Raw genomic sequence first — 22,851 nt, forward strand, 5'->3', positions numbered from 1 at the left:
AAGGAAAGCAGGATAATGCGACAAGGGTTTGAACGATTTCTCTGGAGTAGCCGCCTCTCAGTGATGATAGGGGTGTTTGCCTGTGTGCTGGCGGCCCTTGTGGTGTTTGTCATGGGCATCAAGGATGTGATCCACATGGTCGACCTGCTGTGGGACTATGTGATCAGCGGCAGCTACGAGGTACGTAACGATCTTGTGATGGTGGTGGTGGAGATCTTAGATACCTTCCTGCTGGGGTCTGTGCTGCTTATCTTTGCCTTTGGCCTGTATGAGCTGTTTATCAGCAACCTGCAGGCGGCGGAAGACAGCGTCGCCGGTGGCAAGATCTTAGTGATCAGCAGCATAGACTCGCTCAAGAGCAAGCTGGGTAAAGTGATCCTCATGATGTTGATCATTAAGGTGTTCTCCTACTTTACCGAGATGAAGCCGACCTCCATGCTGGAGCTGCTCTACATGGGCATCATAGTCGTGCTGATCGCCCTGGCGCTGATGCTGAGTAAAGATAAGAAGTAAACCTCTAAGCCTTAGGGATAGGCCCGCAGAATACGCTGGGCGAAGCCCTGAACCAGGATCAGTACCTCCTGCCAGGCTGTGGGCTGATCCAGGTTTAACGCCAGTCGCTGCTGCTCATAACGCAGTGGCTGCCCCATGGGGGAGAGGGCCTTGCGGGCCTTTTGGGTCGCCAGGGAGGCCGGTAGCCCGTCGGGGGATTGAATATCCAATACCGGCAGCGCCAGCTTAGCCAGCTTGCCCGGCAGATCCCGATTCTCCGCCTCAAGTTCCAGATAGGGATTGATCACCACCAGCAGATCCGGGCTCGGTAGCGCGGCGGCGGTCAGTATCTCGATAACCAGGCCTGCACTCTGGCCGCTGACGATAAGTATTCGCTTACCGGGATACGTCTTCCCCAAACCGTCGAGCTGCCCCAGGGTTTGACTGAGGGCGGTTTTCTGTTTCTCCCTTAGCGCCGTCCAATCTTCCTGGCTGTATTTGGGCAGGTTCTGATCACGCTTCTGGCTGAGCTGCGCCTCGCCGGGCTTGGGGATCTCACCGGCATCAGTGATATGGTTGGGCTGTGATGCCCCCTGGGGGGCACCTATGCTCAGGGTCGCCCAGCCCTTGGGCGTGAGATCGCGTCTGAGAAAGGCGAGCAGGCCTTCTGGGTCGGCATCTTCGCCCAAGTCCCCTAACAATACCGCCGCGCCATATTGATTTCGTCCCTGCCAGGGGCGCACCAATACCGGCTGCTCTGTGCCCTCGACCGTGATTTTAGCCACCTCGGTTGGCGGCAGGTAATCATAGTCTTGCATGGTATTGCGCTGGGCGAGAGCCATAAGGGGAAACAGGGTAAGGATGAGCAGTGTGGTGCGTAGATTCATCGGCTTATTGGGTCATCTGGCGTTAACTTTGACTATGGCGTCAGTATAAGCCTAAGTGCTTGCCAATGGCGATAAAATGCGAAAGAAGCTGGCACCGACCAGGGTCGGTGCCATAGGGAGAGAGTTATGCGTAACTGGAATTAGGCATGGCTGACTAGGACCAGACGCACGGCGTCCAGTTGCAGCTGGCAGCCATCTAGGTAGTTGCCCAGCTCGACCATCTGATTTCTCAGGTGCTCCAGCTCCTCGTCACGGATGTTGGGGTTGACTGCCTTGAGGGCCTCCAAACGTTCCAGCTCGGCGGTGAGCTGCTGAGTCATCTTGGCGCTGGCCTCTTCGGTCAGCTGTTTCATCGCCGCCTCGGCAAAGGCTTCACCCTTGGCAAACAGCGGGTGCAGCAGGGTCTGCGACGCGTTGACCAGCTTGCTGGCGATGTGACGGTTGACCGCGCTCAGCTGCTTGTCGAAGCTCTCGTAGCTGACGTTCTCCGACAGGTTGTTGCCATTCTTGTCCAGCAACACACGAACCGGGGTAGGTGGCATGTAGCGGTAGAGCTGGCTCGAACGCGGCGCCGAGGCATCGGCCATGTAGATCAGCTCAAGGAAGACTGTGCCTGCCGGCAGGGCCTTGTTCTTGAGCACGGCCACGCTGGTGGTGCCTGTCTCGGAGGAGGTGATCAGATCCAGACCCGTCTGTACCAGCGGGTGCTCCTGGGTGATCAGGGCGATATCGTCGCGGGACAGCGCCATCTCTCGGTCGAAGGTCACGGTAATACCGTCTTCCGGAAGGCCTGGGTAGGTGGGGAACATCATATGCTCGCTCGGGTGCAGCACGATGGCGTTCTCGCCGCTATCTTCCTGCTCGACACCTATGATGTCCCACAGGCGGATCACTGAGCCAATCAGCTGGGTGTCCTGGTCGCGGGCCGCCAGGCTCTCCACCAACTTCTGCGCCTTGGCGCCGCCGTGGGAGTTGATCTCCAGCAGCTTGTCGCGGCCCTGTTCCATCGCCTTCTTCAGCGCCTTGTAACGGGTCTGGGTGTGGTTGAGCAGCTGGGTGAACTGATCTTCGTCGCGATACACCAGCTGGGTCAGCAGCTCGTCGGAAAACTCGTTAAACAGTATATGGCCCGTAGGACAGGTCTGCTCAAAGGCGTTCAGTCCCTTGTGGTACCAGTTCATCAGGTTTTCCTGGGCCGTGCCCGCTAGGTAGGGCAGGTGGATCTCGACATCGTTGGCCTGGCCGATACGGTCCAGACGACCGATACGCTGCTCCAGCAGATCTGGGTTCAGCGGTAGGTCGAACAGCACCAGATGGCTGGCAAACTGGAAGTTACGGCCCTCTGAGCCGATCTCGCTACAGATAAGTGCCTGGGCGCCGCCGGTTTCCTGGGCGAAGTAGGCGCCGGCCTTGTCGCGTTCTATGATAGACATGCCTTCATGGAATACTGTGGCCTGAATGCCCTCGCGGGTACGCAGCGCCTCTTCCAGGCTCAGGGCGGTCTCCGCCTGGCTGGCGATGATCAGCACCTTCTTGCTGCGATGATTCTTGAGGAAGTCGATCAACCAGTCGACCCTTGGGTCGAACTTCCACCAACTGGCACTGTCGCTCTCAAACGCCTGATACAGCTTCTCCGGGCTCAGCGCCTGTTTCACCTTGGCGGTGAGATCTGTCTGGCCACCCATCATCTCTGACACGCGGGCGGCGGTCTCGTACTGGGTCGGCATGGTCTGCGGATGGGCGTTGAAGATACGGGTCGGGAAACCCTTCACCGAGGCGCGGCTGTTACGGTAGAGCACGCGGCCGGTGCCGTGTCTGTCTAATAGCTCCTGTAGCAGCTCGCTGCGGGCCTGTTCGCGTTGATCATCATCGACACTCTCGTCCTCGATCAGACGCAGCGCCGGGGTGATATCTTTCTCGTTGAGTAGCTCGGTCAGGCTGGCAACGGCCTCGTCGGGCAGACGCTTGCCACTGGCCAGGGCATCGGCGGCACTGGCCACCTCTTTGTAGCTCTCCTCCTCTTTGAGGAAGGCCTGATAGTCGTAGAAGCGATCCGGGTCCAGCAGACGCAGACGGGCGAAGTGGCTCTGGTGGCCCAGCTGATCCGGGGTCGCGGTCAGCAGTAGCACACCGGGGACCACTTCACTCAGGGCCTCGACCACGCGATAGGCGCGGCTCGGTTCCTCTTCGGTCCACTCCAGGTGGTGGGCTTCGTCGACTACCATGAGATCCCAGTCGGCATCCAATGCCTGGTCCAGGCGTTTCTTCTTACGCAGCAGCTCCAGCGAGCAGATCACCAGCTGTTCGGTGTAGAAAGGGTTGTCGTGGTCGGCATAGGCCTCGACGCATCTGTCTTCGTCAAACACTGAGAAGCGCAGGTTGAAACGGCGCAGCATCTCCACTAACCACTGATGGCGCAGCGTGTCTGGCACTATGATCAGGATACGCTCGGCGCGGCCGGTCAGCAGCTGCTGGTGAATGATCAGGCCGGCTTCGATGGTCTTACCCAGGCCTACCTCGTCCGCCAATAGGACGCGCGGTGCAAAGCGCTGGCCCACTTCATGGGCGATCCACTGCTGATGGGGGATCAGGCCGACACGGGGCCCCTGTAGGCCCAGCAGATCTGAGGTGGCCAGCTTGTGACGCAGTAGCTGGCTCTGGTAGCGCACGCCAAATCTGTCGAGACGGTCGATCTGGCCGGCAAACAGTCTGTCCTGGGGCTTGTTGAAGCGAATATTGTGGTTGAGCAGGGTCTCGCGCAGGCTGACCTCCTCGCCGGTTTCCGTGTGGATACCGTGGTAGATCACCAGCTGGTTCTTCTCTTCGACTTCGCTGACCTTGAGGCTCCAGCCTTCGTGACTCTCGATGATATCGCCGGGGTTATAGATCACTCGGGTTAGCGGGGCATCGTCGCGGGCAAACATGCGGTTTTCGTCAGTGGCGGGGAACATCAGGGTGACCATACGGCCTTCGAGTCCAATGACAGTACCTAAACCGAGTTCCGATTCGGTATCACTAATCCAACGTTGACCTAAGGAAAAGGGCATTTACAAATTCTCATCTACAGGGTGAATCACGAAAGGGCGCGTATGTTATCCAATCGGGGCTTTGATGTCGAACACATCTGACCCGTAATTGCCTCGTTAAAAAGCCTAAAGATTACAAATTATCCAATCGGATCGGCTGGCACCCGCCTTGTCATCTTAATGTCATTTTAGGCCACCAGTCTCAAATTGGGTCGGGCGATTTTCTGGGCAAGTTTCCGTTGAAGCCGTGAGATTTTGGTGTCAGTATGGATTTAACCGCTAAGTGCTTTGTTGCGCGTCACTATACTGATAGAGAAGGAGGCTAATTACCCACTCAGTTCGCTCGACTACAAATATAACACCCTACGCACAAGTGGAGGCGCCATGGAACAAGACGACAAGAAGTTGTTTGTACTGGATACCAATGTGTTACTGCATGAACCCTTAGCCATCTATTCGTTTAAGGAGCATGATGTCGTAGTCCCCATGACTGTCCTTGAAGAGTTGGATCAGATCAAAGACAGGAAACGAGATATTAGCCGAGATGCCCGAGTCGCCATTCGCGCACTGGAAGATATACTCGGTGGGCAAACCACCCCAGAAGAGATTGTCAGCGGGGTGCCCTTACCCAAACGTGAAGGACACGGTGACGCAGTAGGTTCCCTCTCTATCTTCCCCGACCATCAACTCGAATTTACCCAGGCATCCCTGCCTGGCGACAATAACGACAACCGCATCATCAACACAGCACTGCATCTGCAGAAGCAGTTTGCCCCACGCCATGTGGTGCTGGTGACTAAAGATATCAACATGCGCCTCAAGGCCAAGGGCGCCGGCATTAACCTGGTCGAAGACTACCGCACCGACCAGCTGATCGACGACATTCGCTTCCTCACCAAAGGTTTTCACCAGTTTGAGGGGGATTTCTGGGCGCGCAAGGAGCATGTGAATACCGAAACCCAGGGGCGCCATACGGTGCATAGGGTGCCGGTTAGGGAAGTGGGTGAGGAAAACTTTTATACCAACCAATACCTTATCGACGAAGACTCTAACTTCTGTGGCCGGGTATTGAGCAATAACGACGAGGATCTGGAGATATTGGACCTCGGCCGTGATCGCCTGCTCAACCTGGATGCCTGGGGCATCAAGCCCAAAAATATCTACCAGGGGATGGCGATGCAGGCGCTGCTGGATCCAGATATCGATCTGGTGATCCTCACCGGCCCCGCCGGTTGTGGTAAGACGCTGCTGGCCATGGCGGCGGCGCTGGAGATGGTGGTGGAGCGGGGCCTCTACGACAAGGTGATCGTCACCCGTAACACGCCGGAGATCGCCGAATCTATCGGCTTCCTGCCCGGCACCGAAGAGGAGAAGATGGCGCCCTGGCTCGCGGCCATTACCGATACCCTGGAGGTGTTACACAAGCATGACGTCAACCCCAGCGGCAGCATGAACTACATCATGGACAAGGCCAACATACAGTTTAAGTCGATTAACTTCATGCGTGGACGCTCGATACAGAACTCTGTGGTCTTGCTGGACGAGTGTCAAAACCTGACCGCCTCGCAGATCAAGACGATGATCACCCGTATGGGCGAGGGGACTAAGCTGATCTGTAGCGGTAACCTGGCGCAGATCGATTCTAACTACTTGACGGCGGTGACCTCGGGGCTCACCTATATCGTCGAGCGCTTTAAAAATTTCGATGGCAGTGCCAACGTCTACCTCAACGGCGTGGTGCGCTCTCGCCTAGCCGAGTTTGCCGAGGAAAACCTATAGCCGCTTAGACGGTCAATGACGATAAAAGGCTCCCAGGGTGGAGTCTTTTGTCTAAAGAAAGCGCAGCGCTAGGCAGCTGCATCAATTTGTCGGCCCAGGCCAACTGAGATCATTCTGGCAAAAGCGACTCCCCTTTGTATTCCATTGGGCTGGCTTCCTGATACTATATGCAGAATATGATGCGCCGCTCAGGTTAACCCCAAGGGCAGATGCTTGTTTTCAAAGGTAATCAATGAAGTCGACAGAGCCGGACTTACAGCTTAAGTCTCCGATTCAAAAAAACTACAATCGCGCGGTTTTCTATACCTATATCGGCGTGATCATCATGGCGTTGCTGACGGCCTGGATCTTCTTCGAGCGACAAAAGACCCAGATGATGGAGCAGCGCGAAGAGCTGGTCGAGCGTCACGTGTTGCAGATCGACCTTTTGTTGGAATCCAGCATTCGCGCGGTGAAGAGCCTGCGCAACGTGGCGGTGGATCACCTGCGTCTGGGCGAGCTGGTGCGTACCGACCGTCTGCCCCAGTATGAGAAGTTTAACGAGAGCGGCCAGTTCTTTACCTTAGAGCCCAGCTATGCCCAGAGCGGCAAGCCCTTCACCAACATGGGGCGGATCACCGGGGCGGGCTCCCTCAATGGCCGCAGCGACAAGTTTTATCAGGAGCTGGAGATGCTGTTCGAGCTCTCCCTCTCCTTCCCGGTCGCCCGACAGGCGGCGCCCAAGGCCTCCTCCATCTACTACATCTCCAAACACAGGATGATGTCTTACTATCCCTGGCCCTCGGACGAACAACGCTTTCGCGACGAGCTGCTGAAGAAGCAGCAGTTCCAGCTGGTCACCCCCGCCATGAACCCACAGCGCAGCGTGGCCTGGAGCCCCGCCTATGTGGAGCCTAATGGCAAGGGGCTGCTAACCACTGTAGGTGTGCCCATCTATCTGGAAGATGAGTTTATCGGCTCCATCAACCTGGATATGACCCTCTCCTCCCTGGACAAGCAGATCCGCCTCTACTTCAAGATGCCGGGCACGGTTATTCTGCTGGATCAGCAAAACAATATTCTCTCCCACAGCGATATCGACGCCGCCGACATTAACCGCGTCTTCCATATCAGCCAGAAGATCCCTTCGGCGCTGCACTCGGTGCCCGAGTCAGAGCTGTTCGATGCCCACGAGGGGATCATGCGCAACGGCTACTATATCCACTCGGTGGCGCTGCAAAATGCCCCCTGGCGCCTGCTCTACCTGCAGGACGAGAACGAGCTGTTTAAGGATTCCTGGGAGAAGCTGGAGCTGACCTTCCTGCTGGTGGTGATCGCCCTGTCTGTGCTGGTGACCATAGTGCACTGGCAGACCCGCCGCTCCTTCGTTAACCCGGCGTCGCGTCTGCTGTCGCATCTGGAGGGCTGCTCTCAGGAGCCACGCAAGCCACCGGCCAAGATCACCCAGGGCTGGGAGCCATGGTTCCAGCTGGTGAGTCGTATCTTCGAAGAAAACCAGCAATATACCCGTCACCTAGCGGAGCAGAACCGTCGCCTGGATAACCTGGTGGCGCGGCGCACCGAGCGCCTGAAGGAGACCACAGAGCGGCGCGAACGGGAATACGCCCTGCTGCGATCCCTGCTGGACTCCATCCCAGAGGCGATCATCTTCAAGGATAAAGAGGGTAAATACCTGGGCTGTAACAAGTCCGCCGAACGCATGCTGGGATATACCGAGAGCGAGATGATAGGTCAGGATTCCCAGACCATGACCAGCAACGAGCAGTCGATGCGGATCCGCGCCGAGGATGAGCGGGTGCTGTCCGAGCGCACGCCGCTGCGTTATCAGGAGAAGGTGGAGCTGGCGGGCAAGCCTGTGCTGCTGGATACCCTCAAGCTGCCTTTCTATAACCGCCGTGGCGAACTGCTGGGTCTGATCGCCGTGTGGCGTGACGTAACCCGGGAATATGAATCCGCCGAGCAGCTCAGGCTGTCGGAGGAGCGTTATCACCTGGCGATGGACGCGGTAGAAGATGGTCTGTGGGACTGGTATCTGGATTCTGAGCAGATCATCTGTAACCCGGCCTACTACTCTATGCTCGGCTATAAGAGCAATGAATTCCCGGCCCTGGTGTCGACCATTGACGAGCTGGTGCATCCGGATGATCGCATTCGGGTGCAGGAGTACCGCGAGCAGTATCTGGCGGATCCTATCGGCGCCTACGACATCGAATTCCGTATGCGCGGCAAGAGCGGCATGTATCACTGGGTACTCAGCCGTGGCCGTGTGGTGGAGTTCACCTCTGACAACCAGCCTAAGCGTATGGTGGGTACCCACAAGGATATTACCCGCCATAAGAGCAACGAGGTGGCGCTGCTGGAGGCCAAGCAGGACGCGGAATCGGCCAACCTGTATAAGAGTGAGTTCCTGGCCAACATGAGTCACGAGATCCGCACGCCGATGAACGCCATTATCGGTATGTTGCAGCTGGCCAGCCGCACTCAGCTGACGCCGCAGCAGGCGGACTACCTGGATAAGGCGGGCTTCTCGGCGCAATCCCTGCTGCGCATCATCAACGACATCCTCGACTTCTCCAAGATTGAGGCCGGTAAGCTGGAGCTGGAACGGGTTGCCTTCCCGCTGGACAAGGTGCTGGACCATGCCTTGGACCTCAACGCCCTCAAGGCCCAGGAGAAGGGCGTCGAGCTGCTGCTTTACGCCCCTGTTACCGCCGGGCTTATCCTCGAAGGGGATCCCCTACGTCTGGGGCAGGTGCTGATCAACATGCTCAGCAACGCGGTCAAGTTTACCCAGAGCGGCGAAATCGAGCTGGGCTGTGAAGATGTGGGCGAGCGGGATCATCGCATCACCCTCAAGTTCTGGGTGCGCGACACCGGCATAGGGATCAGCAAGGAGCAGCAGGCGAGCCTGTTCGACGCCTTCGCCCAGGCCGATGGCTCGACTACCCGCAAGTACGGTGGCACAGGCTTGGGTCTCTCCATCAGTAAGCATCTAGTCTCCATGATGGGCGGCACCATGCAGGTGCAGAGTGAGCTGGGGGTGGGCAGTACCTTTAGCTTTACCATCAGCTTCGAGATCGCCGAAGAGGCCGAGGTGAAGCCCCTTATCGTGCCCGAGGTGATAGGTAACCTGAAGACACTGGTGGTGGACGACAACCCGACGGCGCTGCAGATCTACTCGACCGCCATGCGCGACTTCCACTTCGACGTGGATACCGCCTCTAACGGCGCCGAGGCCCTGTACAAGCTGGAGCACAGGCCGGTGGATCTCCTGCTGCTCGACTGGATGATGCCTGAGATGGATGGGGTCGAGGTGATCAAGGCCCTGGACGCCATGGTGGCCGATGGTCGCCTGGAGAAGCGCCCGGTGATCATCATGATGACCGCCTACGCCTCGGAGCCGCTCAAGGAAGATCTGGACGATCTCGACATCTACGCCATGTTGCAGAAGCCGTTCAAGGCCTCGGCCCTGTTTGACGAGATCATTTCAGCCTTCATCGACAAGCCTAAGATCAATCCTGCGGCGGCCCTACCCGTGGAAGGTAAGGCCACGGGATCTGGGCAGATCCTGCTGGTGGAAGATAACTTCATCAACCAACAGGTGGCCACCGAGCTGCTTAAGAGCGCGGGTTACGAGGTAGATGTGGCCGAAAACGGCCAGGTTGCCCTGGACATGGTGGACGCCAAGCAATATGACGCCGTGCTGATGGATATTCAGATGCCTGTGATGGATGGTCTGACGGCCACCAAGGAGCTGCGTAAGCGCTACACCAAGGAGGAGCTGCCGGTGATCGCCATGACGGCCCATGCCATGTCGGGTGATCGCGAGAAGAGCCTGGCGGCGGGCATGAACGCCCACATCACTAAGCCTATCGTGCTCAACGAGCTGTTCGACACCCTGGCCCAGTGGATAGTGCGTCACTAATCGGACAGTGCAATGCGTATGTGAGAGAACAGAAGGGGCCTTGGCCCCTTTTTTGTGGCTGTCGATTTGCTGGCCAACAAGGCGTAGAGGCTTATGATGCGGCGTGAATTATTTGCACTTGAGCCTGAATCGAGACCTGTTAAGCTAAGTGACTGATATTCACGAGACGCATAATATTTGAACAACTCAGTCTCCCATTATAAGTCTCAGCAAGGAGATAACATGAGACCCTCTACACTCGCGCTGGCCCTTGCCCTCATTCTGGTCCCGACTGGCCCCCTGCTCGCCGTCGAAAATAGCGCTAAGGTGATCAAGAGCAGTCAGGCCGCCAAAGGCTTTATCAACCTCTTCTATCAGCAAGGCTCGGGCGATCTCTACCTGGAGGCGACCCGCCTCAATCAGCCTTTCTTGCTGGTCACCAGCCTGCCCCATGGCGTGGGCTCTAACGATATCGGCCTGGATCGTGGCCAGCTGGGAATGACCCGCCTGGTGCAGTTTGAACGCCATGGACCCTATCTCATCCTGAAACAGCTTAACACCCGTTACCGCGCCACCACGGACAACGGCGCCGAGCAGCGGGCGGTCAAAGAGGCCTTCGCCGAGTCTGTGCTCTGGCGCGGCAAGGTACTTGAGGGCAAGCGGGCGCTGGTGGCGATCAAGGATCTTGTACTGCGCGACCTGCATGGCATAGTCGATACCCTGGAACAGACCAAGCAGGGCAATTATCAGCTGGACAAGGAGACCTCGCTCATCCTGCCTCAGGGGGTTAAGTCCTTCGAGCGTAACAGCGATGTCGATGTGCTGCTCACCTTCAAGGGCGCCAAGGCCGGGCCTCAGGTGGCTCTGGTGACCCCCGATGGTAAGCAGATGTCGCTGCGGATGCGTTACTCCTTCGTCGCGTTGCCGGACGATAATTATCAGCCCAGGGCCTACCACCCCAATAGCGGTTACCTGTCCGATGAGTATCTGGATTACGGCGCGCCAATCGACAGCGACATAGTGCAGCGCCATCTGTTGCGTCATCGCCTGGAAAAGATTACCCCGGGTGACTCGCCCAGCGAGGTGGTCAAACCCATCATCTATTATCTGGATCCCGGCGTGCCAGAGCCTATTCGTAGTGCCCTGTTAGAGGGGGCTCGCTGGTGGGAGACCGCCTTTAACGAGGCCGGCTTCATCAACGGCTTCAAGGTGGAACTGCTGCCGGAAGAAGCCGATCCCCAGGACATTCGCTACAACGTGATCCAGTGGGTACACAGGGCGACTCGCGGCTGGTCTTATGGCAGCGCCATCGCCGACCCGCGCACAGGTGAGATCATCAAGGGCCATGTGACCCTGGGTAGTCAGCGTGTCAGGCAAGATCACCTCATCGCCCGCGGTCTCACCGCAGGCTGGGAAGACAGAGAGGCGGCCGCCCAGGCGGTGACAGACCTTTCGCTGGCGCGTATTCGCCAGCTGTCGGCTCATGAGGTGGGTCATACTCTGGGTCTGGACCATAACTTCGCCGCGTCGAGCAACGACAACGCCTCAGTGATGGATTACCCGCACCCTAAGGTGACACTCAAGGGCGGCAAGATAGACATCTCTGCCCCTTACGATGAAGGCGTTGGTGCCTGGGATAAGTTTACCGTGGCCTATGGCTATGGTCAGTTTAGCGCCGAGGCTCAACAGGCCAAGCTGACCGGGTTGATGCAGGCGGTGGAGCGCCAGGGGCTGAGATATATAGGTGAGGCAGATTCGCGCCGCGCCGGTTCCAGCCAGGCCTATGCCAGCCTCTGGGACAATGGCAAGGATCCTGTGGCCGAGCTGAGCCGTCTGGCCAAGGTGCGCGAGGTGGCCATCGACAACTTTAGCGACGCCGCGCTGCTCCAGGGCCAGCCCTATGGTGAGCTGCGCGACGCCTTCGTGCCCATCTATCTGCTGACCCGTTATCAGATCGAAGCCGCGGCCAAGTTTATTGGTGGCAGTGACTACAACTATTCCACTCAGGATGGGGGGCGCAGCTGGCACTATATGGCCCCCGAGCTGCAAAAGAACGCGCTGGATACCCTGCTGCAAGGCCTGAGTGCAGATGCCCTGGCCTTGCCGACTAAGGTGACCGACGCCCTGGTGCCTAAGTCGGGCAACTATGGCGCCACCCGCGAGAGCTTCGATGGCGCCACCGGCGTGGTGATCGATCCCCTCGGAATGGCCGAGGTGCTTAGCCGTCACACCTGTCAGCAGCTGCTGCAGCCTCAGCGTCTCAATCGCGTCAATCAGGGCTACTTTGCCGACAGGGAGCAGCTGTCTGTGGTGACTCTGGTCAATAAGCTGCTGGCTAAGACCCTGTTTAGCGATGCGCCTAATGGGGCGACGCAGGGGGTATGGATGCGGGTCAATGCCGTGGTGATCGATGCCCTGCTGGCCAGCTACCATGATGGGGCGAGTTCGCCCGAGGTGAAGGCGCAGCTGGCGGGTCGTCTGGCCTATGCCCAGAAGCAGCTTAGCCGTCTGGTGAAGCGCAGTAGCGACTATGAATCGGCGCACTATCAGTGGCTATTAGAGGGGATAGAGCAGGGGCTGAAAGAGAGCAAGCATAAGCTGATCCACAAGCCGCTTGCCATGCCGCCGGGCTCGCCGATTTAAGCTCTGTAACATTAGCTAAAAGCCCCGCATCGCGGGGCTTTTTTATGGTCTAAATTTGCCCGAGCCGGCGGCTAGAGGCGCTGCACCGAGTCGAGGAAATTACGGGCGGTCTGCTCTTCGCGGCTGGACTGATAGCTGGCCATCAAGAGCAGTAGGTGGTCGTCGATGATATAGATGTGTTGCAGCATGCGCAGATCGTCCTTGGGCATCCGCATTTCAACCTCGTAGCCGCGCATGCCATTGGTGTTGATATAGCCCTTGCTTAAGATCATCTCCTCGAGAATGCTGGCCACTTCAGGCCCCGCCATGCTGGTGTATTTATCCAAATCATAAGGCAAGAACTCCAAGTCCTCTGGTTCTAAATGCTCCATCGACGACTTGAAACTCATCACGAACATGGTGAGCTTGTCGTCGCTGCTTTTCTGGGTATTGAGGGACTCGAATTCCACCTGGCTGTTTTGCTTGTGCAGCACTTTAGGGTCAGGCAGCAGCTCGAGGCTAACGGGCACAGAGGTGAGGCGGTAGGTTTGTAGCGGGTAGGGGGCAAACCAATGCTGGTAGCCGAAATAGAGCGCAGCCACCAGGGCCGCCAGTTTGATCAGGTGCGACATGCTCATTTCCTTGTCTGCTTAGTGCTGGGCTAAGGGCTATCCGTAACGCGTTAATTTGTCGTGCCAGCCATATTTGTCCCGCTGGCACCCAGTCAGTTTACCCAGCGAATCGTCAAAATAGCAAATTTGCTGCATGGGGCCGAGGCCGGCAAAAAGTGTAACAAATTGCAAGCCTTAGTGTGATCTTGTTCAAAAAATGTGTGGTTTAGGTTAGTATCTTTGTTAGCTAATTGTGGTCAATAAGATTGGAGTACATGATGAAGTTGTTAGCCAGCACGACCTTAGCTTTAGCCTCTCTACTACTTACTACTCAGGCGTTTGCCGAGAGACCGGATTTCTCTAAGACCGCCGCGGCAAGAGCCGATTATCGCTTTGCCGACAACCCAGGCGCCAAGCAGAATCTGGTGCCGCAATCGAGCAGTCGTCACGATTTTTCCAAGACGACCGCCGCCAACAGTGAGTATCGCTTCGCCGACAATCCCCCCGCCGATGAAACTGAGCCTGCGTCGAGATCGACTCAACACGATTTCTCGCGAACCCAGGCGGCAAGCAAACAGAGCTAAAGACGATTTGAGATCACCGAGGAGCCGATTAGGCTCCTTTTTTTATGGCCAGGTTTTATGGCCAGCTTTTATGGCGATAGTTTATGTTTCTTGATTCAGGGCTTCTTCACGCATCTGCTTCTTGCCCTGGCGATAGGCATCCAGAATGCCGATGAGCCAGCCGAGGATGAAGGCCCAGGTAGCCACCTCGATCCACAAGGCCTCGTTTCCCTGAGGTGCCTGGCTGATGGCGGCGTAGATAGCGCCATAATCCAGGGGGAGCTCACCCGATAGGATCTTATCCGACACACTCGTGGCGCGATTGACCGCCTGATACAAGAGGTAGGCGAGGCCGCTGAGGCTAAGGCAGGAGATGAGCGTGCCTGCGTTATAGCGCTTGAGGTAGAAGTGGCCCGAACCTGGGCAGACGAAGGCCGAAAGCAGGGTGGCGATGATGGCTTTATTCATAAGGCTCTATTCATAAGGTTTGCTGCTGAGTCGTGTGGTTACAGGACTGTCGTTATTGGCATTTTTATTATGGGTAAGCTATTCCAGATCGATGCGTCTGATGGCGGCCCTGAGATGCTCGGCCTTGGTGCGCATCGCCTCGGGAGCCGCATCGCCACTGGCCGCCAGCTGGCTCTCGACGCCGCTTAGTGTTTGCACCAGCCAGCCACGCACCATCACATAGTAGCGCGAATCCGTGCCGTAGCGGGCGATAACCTCTAGCTGCTCGGGCGAGGGGACGGCGATAGCCTGTTGCAGCGCCTGTACCATAACCCCCAGCCGCTGTTGCTCCACCTCTGTTTGGCTGGGCTTGGCTGCGCACCCCGTCACCAGGCTGACGGCGAACAAGAAGAGGAAAATCTGACGACCCATAGGTTTCAACTCGGTGGCTTAAGGGGGAGTTTGATGATAACAGAATTTAGTAAAAAGCCACCGCCCGGAGGCGGTGGTTAGCAGAGTAGAAGGCTAGTTCTGTTTGGCGCCTTCATCTATCCAACGTTTGATCGTGGCGATCTGCTCACTGCTGAGGGGCTTTCCTTCGCCTTGCGCAAATTTATCACTGTGGTGAGGGGGCATCTGGATCTTGCTGTCGACCTTGTGATCGATCGCCAAGTAGAGGGTGCTTGAGGCGGCGCTGCCGGGGACCACGACGGGGCCAAGCTGGGTGCCGCGCATCACGCCCTCATAGCTATCCAGTGCCAGATGGTTTTTTGCCATGCCTTCGCCTGCACCCGAATGACAGCTGATGCAGGAGGCGTTAAGTATGGGCTGTACCTGAGATGAGAAGCTCACCGGCCGCTCACAGCCCAGTAGCGCCGTGGTGGCTAGTGCCGCTACCAGTAACAGGCGCCTGTCGATGGAGTGATGAGCATACATAGTATCCTCCCGATAACCTTACATTGTTTACGGTTTAAGTATAGTCCCGTCGTGCCTGATCCTCCTGTGTGACGAGTGAGACGAGGCGCCTGTGGTGAGCGGGTGTAAATCCAGCTTGCCGCTAATCCGAGATGAACCAAAGAAAAAGCCCGACTCTTTCGAGCCGGGCACGCCGGGAAGCGAATTGGAAAGGGGTGAAGCCCGCCTAGGCGCGCTTAGGCACCTTGATGCCGAACACTAGCGTGTAGGTCACCGGCAGCACCACCAGGGTGAGCACAGAGGCGAACCCCAGGCCGAAGATGATGGTGATCGCCATGGAGCCGAAGAAGGCATCCGGCAGCAGGGGGATCATCCCCAGCATGGTGGTGATCGCCGCCATCAACACGGGGCGCACGCGGCTCACCGAGGAGTCGAACACCGCCTGATAGGCCTGCTTACCCTGGCTCAGCTCCAGGTTGATCTGATCTACCAGGACGATACCGTTCTTGATGATCATCCCGGTAAGACTCAGCAGGCCCAGCAGCGCCATGAAGCTGAAGGGGGCGTCGAACAGCAGCAGGCCTGAGACCACGCCGATAAGCGCCAGGGGCACGGTAAACCAGATCACCAGGGGCTGCCTGACCGAGTTAAACAGCAGCACGGTTATCAGGAACATCGCCAGATAGCCCATTGGAATCGAGCTAAATACCGACTGCTGAGCCTCGCTTGAGGTCTCGTATTCGCCGCCCCATTCCAGTTCATAACCGGCAGGCAGGCTGATGGCCTCGACCTTGTCACGTAACTTTCTAAACACAGAATCTGCGGTCTCGTTGCTGCCGTTGACCGGATCGGCCAACACGGAGATCACCCGTTTACGGTCGCGGCGCATGATCAGTGGGTTCTCCCACTCGGTGGCAAAATCGCTGACCACCTGAGAGATGGGCACGAAGACGTTGTTTTCTGTGCTCCACACCTGCAGCGCCGAGATGCTGTCGGCATTGAGACGCTCATCGGACGGTGCCCGGGCGATAATCGGCAATAGGTGGCTGTTCTCGCGGTACAGGCCCACCTGCTTGCCGCTGAAGTTGGTCAGCAGGGCATTATCCAGGTCTTGCTTGCTGATGCCGGTTTCGCGGGCCTGAGCCAGCGCCAGCTGCGGCCGTACCAGGGTCACCTGATTACGCCAGTTGTGGCGCACGCTGGTGGCGCTCGGCTCGGCGAGGAAGATCTCGCTGGCCTGCTGGGCCAACTGCCTCAGCACCTCAGGGTCTTCGCCGTAGAAGCGCGCCTCTATCTTGGCCGCCGGGCTTGGGCCATTCTCCATATACTTGAAGCGATATTCCGCCTCGGGATAATGCTGTACCAGATCCTGCTCGAGCCTGCGCATATAGGCGTTGAGGGTCTCCAGGTTGCTCATCTCGATCAGCAGCTGACCATAGGCGGCATAGCCCTTCTCCGGCACATAGGGCAGCACGAAGCGCTGGGCACCCTGGCCCACCACGCTGGTGATGTTCACCAGGCCGGCATCTTGCTTCTGCTGCTCCGCCATCAGATCCTGCTCGATACGGCCCAGCAGGGCCTCGGTGGCCTTGATGTCGCTGCCCTCTGGCATCCATACATCCACGAAGAAGATAGGGGTGTTAGAGGCAGGGAAGAAGACATTCTTCACCTGACCGAAGCCCATGACAGAGCCCACCAGAGCCAGCAGCACGACCAGTAGGGTTAGGCCGCGAAAACGCATCGCCAGGCTCAGGCTGGCACGATAGAGCTGGAACAGCCAACCCTTGTAGGGGTCGCTATCGGCCTCATCTGGGATCTCGCCATCCTTAAACAGCAGATCGCAGAAGAAGGGGGTCAGTGTCATGGCGTTGATCCAGCTGATAAACAGTGAGATCAGCAGCACCAGAAACAGGGAGATACAAAACTCCCCCGTGGCGTTGTCCGACAGACCGATAGGCGCGAAGGCGATGATGGCAATCACGGTCGCTCCCAGCAGTGGCCACTGGGTCTGGGTGATCACCTGCTTGGCGGTCTCCAGACGCGACTGGCCGCGCTTGAGGCCGATGAGGATCCCCTCGGTCACCACGATGGCGTTATCCACCAACATCCCCAGGGCGATGATCAATGCCCCCAGCGAGATGATCTGCAGCTCGATATTGAGCACCTTCATCATGATAAAGGTACCGAGAATGGTGAGCAGCAATACCAGCCCCATCAGCAGGCCAGATCTCAGCCCCATGAAGATCAGCAGCACGCCGATCACGATGGCGATCGATTCCGCCAGGTTCACCAGGAAGCCGTTGATGGTCTGATCCACCATCTTGCTCTGGTCATAGACTGTGGTGAGCGTCATGCCCACCGGCAACTCGTCGCCGAGCTCCAGCATCTTGAGGTTGACGGCCTCGCCCACCTTGACCACGTTGACGCCGCTGGAGAAGGCGATGCCCACAGACAGCGCCATGTCGCCGCCGCTGTGATACAGGTTGCTCGGGGTCTCATCCATCGCCTTGTAGATGTTGGCGATATCTCCCAGGTAGATAAGCTTGGCACTGCCGGGGGCACTCACCACCAGGCGCGATAGTGCCTCGACGCTGTCGAACTCGCCCGTGGGGTGGATGCGAATACGGTTGTCGCCCACGCGAATGCTACCCGCATTTGAGACCACGTTCTGGCTGTTGATCAGGCCATAGATATAGTCCTGGTTAAGCCCTAAGGCGTTGATCTTCTGGGTGGAGATCTCCACCACTACCTGTTGGTCGACGATACCGGCTATGTTGACCCGCTTGATGCCGTCGACCAGCACCAGCTCGCGGCGCAGAAAGTCGGCGTAGTTTTCCAGCTCGCGCTCGCTATAGCCGTCGCCGCTGAGGTTGAGCAGAATGCCGTAGACATCGCCAAAGTCGTCGATCACCTGAGGCGTCATGGCGCCACTGGGCAGACTCCCCTGGGTATCGCTTACCTTACGGCGCACCAGATCCCAGATCTGTGGCAGCTTCTCGGCGTCATACTTGTCTTCCATCTCAATCTGGATCTGCGACAGGCCGGCGCTGTTGATCGAGGTGATATGTTTCACCCCATCGAGCTGCTGTAGCGCGTCTTCCAGGGGCAGGGTAACTTCTTCCTCCACCTGCTCCGGGGAGGCACCTGGATAGGCGGTGACGACCAGCGCCTCCTTGATGGTAAATTCGGGAAATTCCAGTTGCCCCAGGCTCATGAACGACAGGCTGCCGCCAATCAGGAGTAGCAGGGCAAACATCCAACTGATCACCTTGTGGGTGATCGAATACTCGGCAAAATTCATCGGTTAAACACCTCGTTGCCAGCGCAGAGGCTTGACCTGTTGATGCTCGCTGAGCTGGGCCACACCGGCGACCACCACACGGTCGCCCACTGTCAGGCCCTGGGTGATCTCTATGCCCTCACTGGTGACCTTACCCAGGCTTACCTCGCGAGAACTCACCTGGCCAGTGCCCAGATCATAGGTCCAAACGATAGGCGTGCCGTCTTGATCCCGCTTGAGTACGGCGCTCGGCGGTACTACGGCGCTCTTCTTGTCGGCATCGGGGCCGGCAATATCCAGCACCAGCTGGGCGCTCATGCCCGGCAGTACGCTAAATTCGGTCGGGGTCGGTAGGGTAAACACCACCTCATAGCTCTGGGTACCCGGAGTGACTTGGGTGGCGAACTCCTTGAGACGCGCGGCATACTGCTGCTCCGGGTGGTTGCTAAAGGTCACCATAGGCAGCGAAGGCGAATGGGGATTAAAGGAGGTCACACGGCTGGCCAGCGACTCTGGCACCTGGATCACCACGTCGATGAAACGATCTTTTTGTAACACCAGAATCGGCTGGTTGGCCTGCACTATCTGGAAATTTTCTATCTTGGTCTTGGCGACCGTGCCGCTAAAGGGCGCCTTGATCACCGTATAGCTCAGCTGATCCTGGGCGCTGGCCAGGTTGGCGGCGCTGGATTTCAGCTGCGCCTTGGCTAAGTCATATTCCGCCTGGGAGATCAGCGCCTGGCGCAGCAGCTCACCCTTGCGGTTAAAGTCGGCCTGGGCCAGCTCATGATCTGCCTCGCGGTTGAGTAGGTTGTTGCGGGCGTCTCTGTCGTCCAGACGCGCCAGCACTTCGCCCTTGGTGACACGCTGACCATCCACCAGGGTGAATTCGACCAGCTGACCCGACAGGCGGAAGGAGAGCTCGGCCTGCTTGGTGGCGGCCACCTTGGCGGGGAAGCTTCTCAGGGTGCCGCTACCTAGCTCGGTGATCTCCAGCAACTTTACGGGGCGCACACTGGGCGGGGTTATCTCGGCAGATTCTGTGCTGCAACCAGCAAGTACTAGAGTCATTACGAGTAGTGAAAGTGAGGTTGTCAGGGGTTTCATATCGTAAACTCCATTAATTGTGACAAGGTGTATCTCATGGCTGGCTAAGATAGCAGCGCGATACATCTATTAAAATGGAATTATGTGGAACTGTGGGTTCCATAAAATGAAACTATATTGACTTGATTTACCCTGATGTGTGTGTGCAAAGTAATAGGCAATCAGGTTTAGCGTGTTAGTGAGTCAGTGATGAAAACCGAAGATATTGCCCTGTTCCACCGTATCGTCGAGACGGGTAGCCTGGTCGAGGCGGCCGATATACTCAATGTGCCTAAATCGACCCTGAGTCGTCGTCTGCAGGCGCTGGAAGATGAGCTCAATGTGAAGCTGTTTCATCGCCAGAGCCGGGCCATGACCCTCACCGCATCCGGCAGTCATTTCTACAACAAGACCACTCCCTTACTGGCGACCCTGGAGCAGACCTTCTCAGAGCTGTCGGGGGGCGAGGCCGCAGTGTCTGGACACCTGCGCATCCTGATCTTCCCCATTCCCGAGATCCTCTATATCACCCATGCCATCTTTGCGTTTATGGATCTGAATCCGGCGCTGACGGTGGAGATCATCGTCAGCTCAGAGCCCAAGGATATGATCCGCAACAATATCGATCTGGCCTTCATGCTCGAGGATGCCTTTAACGAAAATGAGATGGTGGCGCGCCACCTGATCACTGAAACCGTACACTTCTTTGCCAGTCCAGAGTATCTGGCGCGTGCAGGCCACCCCACTAAACCAGAGGAGTTGTCGGAGCACAACGCGATTTTGTTTCGCTACCCCAACGGGCGGATCTTCAACGAAGTCCCCTTCGGTAAAGACAGGATACTGTCGGTGTCGGGCAATCTCTGCGTCAACAGTCTCGATACCTGTCTAGAAGCGACCCTCATGGGGCGGGGGATCTCTATGATGCCGCTGCCGATAGCCCAGGAGTATGTGGAGCAGGGCAAGTTGGTGATGCTATTTGAAGATATCGAACCCTATGAGGGTAAGTGCTTCCTGGTCTATCCGTCGCGGCGTTTCATCAGCCTCGCCAGTCAGCGCTTCATCGACCACATGATGCGGGCGTTAGAGGAGTGTATTCAAAACGGCGCCTGTGACCGCGAAGCCAGAACCAAGGGCGTGATCAAGCCGCTCTCCTAAGCTGGCATTGATGACAACTCGGCTCGAGAAGGCCGATAACCGGGAGCCATCATCAGGCTCTCCGGTATCACTGCCAGTGCTACCGACCATATCAGCGTAAACATCATCAGCCGCGACTCAATTCCTCTCAAATAAAAGCTTTGCCAAACATGGCGAAGGCGCTAACGCTTGTAGATCTCCACATGCTCAGGCGTGGTGTCAGGTTCAGTGATGCGGCTGGCCAGGATATAACAGGCGATACCCATCACGGCATTGGTAATAGGCAGCGCCAGCAGCAGACCCTTAACCCCGCCTAGGTAGGAGCCAAGCGCCGCCAGCGGCAACAGCAGCAGAAACAGGCGGCAGAGGTTAAGCACCAATGAGCTCATGGGCCTGTGGTAGGCGTTGAGCGAGGTGGCGGTGAGGATCACCATGCCCAGCGGGCCATAGGCGGCGGGCAGGGCGATGACATAGAAGGCGAGCCACTCGATCACCTGGGGATCTTTACTGAACAGCTGGGCGATAGGGTTTGCCAGCAGCGCCAGCGGCAGGTAGATCAGGGTCTGGAACACCAGCACGAAACGCAGTGACAGCATGAGGGCGTCGCGGGCGCGCTCCGTCTGTCCCGCCCCCAGGTTTTGGGCGATGAAGGGCACCAGGCTGGAGGAGAGCGCCATCACGGCGATCAGCAGTACCGACTCAAGGCGGGTACCGGCGCCGAAGGCCGCCACCGCGCTGTGGTCGATGCGGGCCAGCATGGCCATGATGATGGCGTTAGCCACAGGGTTGAGCAGGTTCATCAGCGCCGCCGGTTGGGCGATATGGGCCAGCTGGCGCCAGTTGCAGTGAATCCGCTGCAGATTAAATTCGGCAAAGTCCACCAGGTTACGCTTGATGATCAACAGGTATCCCGACAAGGACAGCGCCACTATCCAGGAGGCCAGGGTGGCGATGGCTGCGCCCTGAATTTCCAGGCGTGGGAAGGGCCCAATGCCGAAGATCAGCAAGGGGTCGAGCACCAGGTTGATCAGCGCCGCCAGCGCCATGATCTTGGCCGGTGACTTGGTATCGCCCGTGGCGCGCAGCCCTTGGTTACCCACCATCAAGAGCACCAGCAGCGGCGCCCCCAGATACCAGAGAAACATATAGTCGCGGATCAGCGGCAGGCTGAGTTCGTTGGCCCCCAGCAGGCTAAACAGCGGGCCGATAAACAGGCTGCCCAGCAGCGAGATGGCGGCGATCAGCCAGAAGGTGATCAGCAGGGCGTCATGCAGAAACACCCTTGCCTTGGGGCTGTTGCCGCTGCCGATGAGGCGGCCAAGATTAGTCGATACCCCGGCGCCTATGCCGATGGCGATGCTGGAAACAATCAGGGTGACCGGAAAGGTAAAGCTGATGGCGGCCAGGGCTTCTGTGCCTAACTGGCTGATAAAAAAGGTGTCTACAAGGCTGAACCCAAGAATGGTGAGAATACCAATCAGGTTCGGGAGGCTCATATTTAGCAGTACACGACCGATTGGCTGACTGAGCAGCCCGTGTCTGTCTCTCATGTAAGTGAAATGCCTAGGTAACAGAAGGAGGGCAATTCTATCAGGAATGGCTGATCTTTTATAAAACCCAGTTAAAAAAAATCAGATTTTTTTTGTAAAGCCCTTGGATCTCAGCAACCCCATCCCCATATATCGAACATCCCGCGGCGAAAGCGAAGTCGCCGCACTTTTTTTTGATAAACCGCCAACGTTTGTTGGGCAAAAAAATCATTAGGAGAGTCCGTAGATGAATATTCGTCCATTACATGACCGCGTCATTGTTAAGCGTTCTGAAGTTGAATCAAAATCAGCCGGTGGCATCGTACTGACAGGTAGTGCAGCCGAGCAGTCAACTCGCGGTGAAGTTCTCGCTGTAGGCAATGGCCGAATTCTTGAAAATGGCACTGTGCAGCCACTCGACGTGAAAGTGGGTGACATAGTGATCTTCAACGAAGGTTATGGCGTGAAGAAAGAGAAGATCGACGGTGAAGAGGTCTTGATCCTTTCTGAATCAGATTTAATGGCTGTAGTGGAATAATCCACTCAATATCCCGTTTAACCAGAATTTTATTAAAG

16 protein-coding genes are annotated in these 22,851 nt (G+C 57.3%); 7 read left to right on the top strand and 9 right to left on the bottom strand.

Going from position 1 to position 22,851, the window contains the following annotated elements:
• The first annotated feature begins 15 nt into the window (after positions 1-15).
• On the top strand, positions 16-513 hold the full coding sequence (locus tag L2731_RS11755; RefSeq protein ID WP_041510868.1) for a YqhA family protein: 498 nt from the start codon (positions 16-18) through the stop codon (positions 511-513).
• Between the two features lie 11 nt (positions 514-524).
• Here L2731_RS11755 and L2731_RS11760 read toward each other — a convergent pair whose 3' ends face one another.
• Positions 525-1,379, bottom strand: coding sequence for a DUF3530 family protein (locus tag L2731_RS11760; RefSeq protein WP_249253272.1), 855 nt, complete (start codon positions 1,377-1,379; stop codon positions 525-527).
• A 140-nt stretch (positions 1,380-1,519) separates the two neighbouring features.
• Positions 1,520-4,426: an RNA polymerase-associated protein RapA gene (gene rapA, locus L2731_RS11765; RefSeq protein WP_249253273.1), complete on the bottom strand. Its 2,907-nt coding sequence runs from the start codon at positions 4,424-4,426 to the stop codon at positions 1,520-1,522.
• 363 nt (positions 4,427-4,789) lie between these two features.
• On the opposite strand from rapA, the gene L2731_RS11770 reads away from it, so the two are divergent.
• The 3 genes from L2731_RS11770 (at position 4,790) to L2731_RS11780 (ending at position 12,731) form a co-directional block, all read left to right on the top strand.
• Complete coding sequence (locus tag L2731_RS11770) at positions 4,790-6,184, top strand: PhoH family protein (RefSeq protein WP_239852782.1); 1,395 nt, start codon at positions 4,790-4,792, stop codon at positions 6,182-6,184.
• A gap of 232 nt (positions 6,185-6,416) precedes the next feature.
• Positions 6,417-10,109 carry a response regulator gene (locus L2731_RS11775; protein ID WP_249253274.1) on the top strand — a complete coding sequence of 1,231 codons (3,693 nt, stop codon included), beginning with the start codon at positions 6,417-6,419 and terminating at the stop codon, positions 10,107-10,109.
• A 222-nt stretch (positions 10,110-10,331) separates the two neighbouring features.
• A complete protein-coding gene (locus L2731_RS11780) occupies positions 10,332-12,731 on the top strand; it encodes a zinc-dependent metalloprotease (RefSeq protein WP_249253275.1) in 2,400 nt (799 codons plus the stop codon).
• 71 nt (positions 12,732-12,802) lie between these two features.
• Here L2731_RS11780 and L2731_RS11785 read toward each other — a convergent pair whose 3' ends face one another.
• Positions 12,803-13,342: a hypothetical protein gene (locus L2731_RS11785; RefSeq protein WP_249253276.1), complete on the bottom strand. Its 540-nt coding sequence runs from the start codon at positions 13,340-13,342 to the stop codon at positions 12,803-12,805.
• Between the two features lie 254 nt (positions 13,343-13,596).
• On the opposite strand from L2731_RS11785, the gene L2731_RS11790 reads away from it, so the two are divergent.
• Positions 13,597-13,905: a hypothetical protein gene (locus L2731_RS11790; protein WP_346429479.1), complete on the top strand. Its 309-nt coding sequence runs from the start codon at positions 13,597-13,599 to the stop codon at positions 13,903-13,905.
• 81 nt (positions 13,906-13,986) lie between these two features.
• Here the strand turns inward: L2731_RS11790 and L2731_RS11795 are convergent, their stop codons facing one another.
• The 5 genes from L2731_RS11795 to L2731_RS11815 form a co-directional block, all read right to left on the bottom strand.
• Positions 13,987-14,352: a hypothetical protein gene (locus L2731_RS11795; RefSeq protein ID WP_249253278.1), complete on the bottom strand. Its 366-nt coding sequence runs from the start codon at positions 14,350-14,352 to the stop codon at positions 13,987-13,989.
• 78 nt (positions 14,353-14,430) lie between these two features.
• Complete coding sequence (locus L2731_RS11800) at positions 14,431-14,763, bottom strand: hypothetical protein (protein WP_249253280.1); 333 nt, start codon at positions 14,761-14,763, stop codon at positions 14,431-14,433.
• 93 nt (positions 14,764-14,856) lie between these two features.
• On the bottom strand, positions 14,857-15,267 hold the full coding sequence (locus tag L2731_RS11805) for a c-type cytochrome domain-containing protein (protein ID WP_249253282.1): 411 nt from the start codon (positions 15,265-15,267) through the stop codon (positions 14,857-14,859).
• A gap of 205 nt (positions 15,268-15,472) precedes the next feature.
• Positions 15,473-18,547, bottom strand: coding sequence for an efflux RND transporter permease subunit (locus L2731_RS11810; RefSeq protein WP_249253284.1), 3,075 nt, complete (start codon positions 18,545-18,547; stop codon positions 15,473-15,475).
• Between the two features lie 3 nt (positions 18,548-18,550).
• Positions 18,551-19,633 (bottom strand): efflux RND transporter periplasmic adaptor subunit, encoded by a 1,083-nt coding sequence (locus tag L2731_RS11815; protein ID WP_249253285.1) that lies wholly within the window; start codon positions 19,631-19,633, stop codon positions 18,551-18,553.
• A gap of 189 nt (positions 19,634-19,822) precedes the next feature.
• On the opposite strand from L2731_RS11815, the gene L2731_RS11820 reads away from it, so the two are divergent.
• Positions 19,823-20,767 carry a LysR family transcriptional regulator gene (locus tag L2731_RS11820; RefSeq protein WP_041510880.1) on the top strand — a complete coding sequence of 315 codons (945 nt, stop codon included), beginning with the start codon at positions 19,823-19,825 and terminating at the stop codon, positions 20,765-20,767.
• Between the two features lie 161 nt (positions 20,768-20,928).
• On the opposite strand, the gene L2731_RS11825 is transcribed toward L2731_RS11820, so the two are convergent.
• Positions 20,929-22,296 carry an MATE family efflux transporter gene (locus tag L2731_RS11825; protein WP_249253286.1) on the bottom strand — a complete coding sequence of 456 codons (1,368 nt, stop codon included), beginning with the start codon at positions 22,294-22,296 and terminating at the stop codon, positions 20,929-20,931.
• A gap of 226 nt (positions 22,297-22,522) precedes the next feature.
• Here L2731_RS11825 and L2731_RS11830 point away from each other — a divergent pair, with 226 nt between their 5' ends.
• Positions 22,523-22,813, top strand: a complete 291-nt coding sequence (locus tag L2731_RS11830) for a co-chaperone GroES (RefSeq protein WP_033539005.1) — start codon at positions 22,523-22,525, stop codon at positions 22,811-22,813.
• The last annotated feature ends 38 nt before the right edge of the window (positions 22,814-22,851 follow it).

Origin of the sequence: Shewanella aquimarina, from assembly GCF_023349185.1 — a bacterium.
GTDB classification, from domain to species: domain Bacteria; phylum Pseudomonadota; class Gammaproteobacteria; order Enterobacterales; family Shewanellaceae; genus Shewanella; species Shewanella aquimarina.

Bases quoted from the DNA above. Each gene is read 5' to 3' on its own strand.
- L2731_RS11755 (WP_041510868.1), top strand. From the start codon at position 16: ATGCGACAAGGGTTTGAACGATTTCTCTGGAGTAGCCGCCTCTCAGTG.
- L2731_RS11760 (WP_249253272.1), bottom strand. From the start codon at position 1,379: ATGAATCTACGCACCACACTGCTCATCCTTACCCTGTTTCCCCTTATG.
- rapA (WP_249253273.1), bottom strand. From the start codon at position 4,426: ATGCCCTTTTCCTTAGGTCAACGTTGGATTAGTGATACCGAATCGGAA.
- L2731_RS11770 (WP_239852782.1), top strand. From the start codon at position 4,790: ATGGAACAAGACGACAAGAAGTTGTTTGTACTGGATACCAATGTGTTA.
- L2731_RS11775 (WP_249253274.1), top strand. From the start codon at position 6,417: ATGAAGTCGACAGAGCCGGACTTACAGCTTAAGTCTCCGATTCAAAAA.
- L2731_RS11780 (WP_249253275.1), top strand. From the start codon at position 10,332: ATGAGACCCTCTACACTCGCGCTGGCCCTTGCCCTCATTCTGGTCCCG.
- L2731_RS11785 (WP_249253276.1), bottom strand. From the start codon at position 13,342: ATGTCGCACCTGATCAAACTGGCGGCCCTGGTGGCTGCGCTCTATTTC.
- L2731_RS11790 (WP_346429479.1), top strand. From the start codon at position 13,597: ATGATGAAGTTGTTAGCCAGCACGACCTTAGCTTTAGCCTCTCTACTA.
- L2731_RS11795 (WP_249253278.1), bottom strand. From the start codon at position 14,352: ATGAATAAAGCCATCATCGCCACCCTGCTTTCGGCCTTCGTCTGCCCA.
- L2731_RS11800 (WP_249253280.1), bottom strand. From the start codon at position 14,763: ATGGGTCGTCAGATTTTCCTCTTCTTGTTCGCCGTCAGCCTGGTGACG.
- L2731_RS11805 (WP_249253282.1), bottom strand. From the start codon at position 15,267: ATGTATGCTCATCACTCCATCGACAGGCGCCTGTTACTGGTAGCGGCA.
- L2731_RS11810 (WP_249253284.1), bottom strand. From the start codon at position 18,547: ATGAATTTTGCCGAGTATTCGATCACCCACAAGGTGATCAGTTGGATG.
- L2731_RS11815 (WP_249253285.1), bottom strand. From the start codon at position 19,633: ATGAAACCCCTGACAACCTCACTTTCACTACTCGTAATGACTCTAGTA.
- L2731_RS11820 (WP_041510880.1), top strand. From the start codon at position 19,823: ATGAAAACCGAAGATATTGCCCTGTTCCACCGTATCGTCGAGACGGGT.
- L2731_RS11825 (WP_249253286.1), bottom strand. From the start codon at position 22,296: ATGAGAGACAGACACGGGCTGCTCAGTCAGCCAATCGGTCGTGTACTG.
- L2731_RS11830 (WP_033539005.1), top strand. From the start codon at position 22,523: ATGAATATTCGTCCATTACATGACCGCGTCATTGTTAAGCGTTCTGAA.